General features: G+C 43.9%; 3 protein-coding genes and 1 pseudogene. 3 read left to right on the top strand and 1 reads right to left on the bottom strand.

The window, feature by feature from the left end; all coding sequences use genetic code 11:
- Positions 1 to 389: 389 nt before the first annotated feature.
- Genes QZ735_RS06380 through QZ735_RS06370 form a run of 3 tightly spaced genes read left to right on the top strand, consistent with a single transcriptional unit; the run spans position 390 to position 3,335 of the window.
- Positions 390 to 1,640 carry a glycine betaine/L-proline ABC transporter ATP-binding protein gene (locus QZ735_RS06380; RefSeq protein WP_294245769.1) on the top strand — a complete coding sequence of 417 codons (1,251 nt, stop codon included), beginning with the start codon at positions 390 to 392 and terminating at the stop codon, positions 1,638 to 1,640.
- Positions 1,641 to 1,651: 11 nt separating this feature from the next.
- Positions 1,652 to 2,479 (top strand): proline/glycine betaine ABC transporter permease, encoded by an 828-nt coding sequence (locus QZ735_RS06375; protein ID WP_294245766.1) that lies wholly within the window; start codon positions 1,652 to 1,654, stop codon positions 2,477 to 2,479.
- A 1-nt stretch (position 2,480) separates the two neighbouring features.
- Positions 2,481 to 3,335, top strand: a complete 855-nt coding sequence (locus tag QZ735_RS06370) for a glycine betaine ABC transporter substrate-binding protein (protein ID WP_294245764.1) — start codon at positions 2,481 to 2,483, stop codon at positions 3,333 to 3,335.
- 249 nt (positions 3,336 to 3,584) lie between these two features.
- On the opposite strand, the pseudogene QZ735_RS06365 reads toward QZ735_RS06370, so the two are convergent.
- Positions 3,585 to 3,838 (bottom strand): annotated as a pseudogene (locus QZ735_RS06365) (thiol:disulfide interchange protein); the annotation flags it as partial.

The following is a 3,838-nucleotide window of genomic DNA, read 5'->3' as shown; positions in this document are numbered from 1 at the left end:
TATTTCGCAAAACATTAAAATTCAATTGTTTATATTTAAAAAAATCCATTTAATTTAAATTTCGTAAATTTGCAGAGTCAATAATGTACAAAGCAATGCTTTTTATTGGCCTGCATTTTGTCAAAATGTAGAAATTCCAGTTGTATAGTATATCTATCGGATCATTATTTTTGGGATAATGATTCTCTGTTAAAAAGAAAATTTTTCTTTTCTGATCTTATTTAAGAAGTAAAATCTGCAATTGCATATAAGCATCATGCTTTATATTATTATTTGCATTGAGGTTATCATCAAACTTTCATAGGATGCTATTCAACAGGTAAATTTCACCATAGATTAAACGTTTAATTAGCGATGTTTACGTCTATGCTAAATACAAAAGATCTGATATGAATACAATTGAAAATAAAAGAAAAGTAAAACTTAAAGTCGAAGATCTCACCATTATCTTCGGCAAAAACAAAGAGAAAGCCCTTGAACTTCTCGACCAAGGCTTTTCCAAAAAGGAAATCCTGGAAAAAACCGGCTGTACGGTCGGAATCAACAAAGCGAATTTCGAGATCTATGAAGGGGAATTCTTTGTGATCATGGGATTATCAGGAAGCGGAAAATCCACGCTGCTGCGCTGCCTGAACCGGCTGAATGAGCCGACTTCGGGGAAGGTCTATATCAATGACGATAATATTACCGGTAAAAACAACAAAGACCTGCTGGAAGTACGGCGTACGGAAATGAGCATGGTGTTTCAGAAATTCGGCCTCCTGCCCCATCACACGGTGCTGAGCAACGCTGCTTTCGGACTGGAAATCCGGGGTGAAGATAAAAAATCCCGAGAGGAAAAGGCACAAAAAGCACTGGATATTGTCGGGCTGAACGGTTTTGAAAACCAATATCCGTCACAGCTTTCCGGAGGGATGCAGCAACGGGTCGGCCTGGCAAGAGCTTTGGCCAATGATCCTGAAGTATTGCTGATGGACGAAGCGTTCTCTGCCCTGGACCCACTGATTAAATCGGAAATGCAGGACCAGATGCTGGAACTTCAGGATACGCTTCAGAAAACCATTGTCTTTATTACCCACGACCTCGACGAAGCCATCAAGATCGGCGACCGCATCGTGATTATGAAAGACGGGGTGATCGAGCAGATCGGGACCGCCGAAGACATCCTTACCAACCCGGCAAGCGATTATGTGAAAGCCTTCGTGGAAAAAGTAGACCGTAAGAGCATCATCACGGCAAAATCTTTAATGTTTGACAAACCTACCGTGGTGCGGTTCAGGAAAGACGGTCCGGAAGGCGCGTTAAGGAAAATGAGGGCCACCGGTCTGGAAAACTTGCCCGTGGTGGATTTCCAGAATACTTTCCTGGGATTTGTAAAGCTGGACGACATCCTGCAGATTGCCAAAAAGAAAGAACCGACGGTGGAATCGGTGATCAACAGCAATGTCCCGTCCGTATTTCCGGAAGCTACCGTGGAAGAAATGCTGCCGCTGATTTCGGGAAGCAAATCCTCGATTGCCGTGGTAGACGCAAACAATAAATTCCTGGGGCTGGTAACGCAGCTGTCGCTGGTGATTGAAGCCACGAGGTTAAACAAAGAGGAAATCATCGAATTGAAAGAAATTGCAAACAACCAATAACAGTACATCACATGCATAAAATTATAGATATAGGGCAATATGTGGAAACGGCCGTCAACTGGCTTACCGATAATGCCAAACCATTTTTTGATATCATCAAACACATCGGCAACGCTTCGATCCTCGGAATCGAATGGCTGCTGACCAACACGCCGTTTTACATCATCATTCTTCTGTTCACCTTACTTGCCTGGTGGAAATCCGGGAAAGGAACGGCTTTGATGACCGCCGGCGGACTGACGCTGATCTTTCTGATGGGATTCTGGAAAGAAACGATGGAAACATTAGCGCTGATTTTCGTAGCCACACTTACGGCGCTCCTCCTTTCGGTTCCGCTGGGGATCTGGGCAGCAAAAAACAAACTGGCAGCCAAGGTGATCCGCCCGATGCTCGACCTGATGCAGACGATGCCTGCTTTTGTCTACCTCATCCCGGCAGTACTGTTCTTCAGCATCGGTAAGGTGCCGGGTGCTTTTGCCACGATTATCTTCGCCATGCCGCCGGCAGTCCGGTTAACGACGCTGGGAATCGATTCGGTACCGAAAGATATTGTGGAAGCGGCTCGGGCTTTTGGAGCTACCAACCGCCAGATTTTATTTAAAGTCGAACTTCCTTTAGCCATGCAGACCATCCTGGCAGGAGTAAACCAGACCATTTTATTATCACTTTCCATGGTGGTGATTGCCGGAATGATTGCCGCGGGCGGTCTGGGTGAAAAGGTATTGGAAGGAATTAACAACCTGGATATCGGGCTTGGATTTGAAAGCGGATTATCCGTGGTAATTTTAGCCATTATCCTCGACCGTATAACCCAGGGATTTGTAAAGAAAAAAAAGTAAAATGAAACATTTAAAATATATCATACCCGTCTTTTTAACCGTAATCGCAGGAATGCTGATTTCCTGCAAGCAGTTGAAAAATTCAAAATACGTCACCATCGGCATGGTAGACGGCTGGGCGGAAGATGTTGCGATGACGCATGTGGCCAAAGCCATCCTTGATGAGCAGGGTTATTATGTCATCATCCAGAAAGCCTCTACCGATATGATCCTGGCTTCGATGAACAATGAAGACACCGATCTTTTCATGGGCGTCTGGCTGCCTTACACCCATACTTCGAAAGTCAACCGCTTCCCAGATCTGAAAGTGCTCGGAACAAATTACGATGCCGGCCGGATCGGTCTCGTGGTGCCTGATTATATTCCTGTTAATTCAATAGCGGAATTAAACCAATATAACGACCGGTTCAATCACCGGATCATCGGTATTGAAAAAGGAGCCGGGCTCACGACCGCTGCCGACAAAGCAATCCGGGATTATCAGCTGGACTGCCACCAGGTAAATTCTTCCACGATTGCCATGATTACCGAGCTTCAGAATGCGATCCGCCAAAAACAATGGATCGTTGTAGCGGGATGGCAGCCGCATTGGATGTTCGGGAAAATGAAGCTGAAATTTCTCGAAGATCCCAAAAGAACATTTGGCGAGGCAGAGCAGATCAAAACCTACAGCCGGAAAAGCTTCGCCAAAGACCATCCGGAACTGGCAGAATTCTTCTCCAACATGCATTATACAGATGCAGATATGACCGATCTCTTAACGAAAATGGAATACAGCAGAGACAAGGAAAAAGCTGCTAAACAGTGGGTACAGACTCATCCTACGCTGGTGAGCTCATGGCTGAATAAGAAATAATATCGCAAAGCCAGACAAAGGCTTTTAATATCCTGTTGCTTATTTTTAAAAAACAAGGGTGCTTTGCTTGACTAGGAAATACAAAGTAAGAACTTTTGTATGGTTAGGCTAAGTGAAATCAAAGATTCGACGAAGTCAAACACCTTTGTTTATCTTTTATATGCATTCAGATGGATTCAGTCTTTATTTAGCTTTGCGATGAATTAAAATCTGCGCAATCAGCCCAATCTGCGAGAAAAAATAAACGTCTTAAAAACCCGGAATTTCCAACAACTTTTTCTTCAATTCTTCCGGCAGAAAAATTCCTTCATGATAATCGACGAGATTCTGATTTTTATCCAAAATGATCCAAAGCGGATAAACCGGCCGGCTTTTGTTCCTTGATAATGCCAAAGCCAGTTCATGAATCCCGGAATTGCCGTTCGGAAGGTAATGAAATGCTTTTCCCTGAAACCTTATCGTTTCCGTCGTTTTCTCTGCTTCAAACGGGATGAAATAAAAAT

The sequence above is a fragment of the uncultured Chryseobacterium sp. genome (assembly GCF_913776365.1).
GTDB lineage: Bacteria > Bacteroidota > Bacteroidia > Flavobacteriales > Weeksellaceae > Chryseobacterium.
This window is presented reverse-complemented; position numbering and strand designations above follow the sequence as displayed.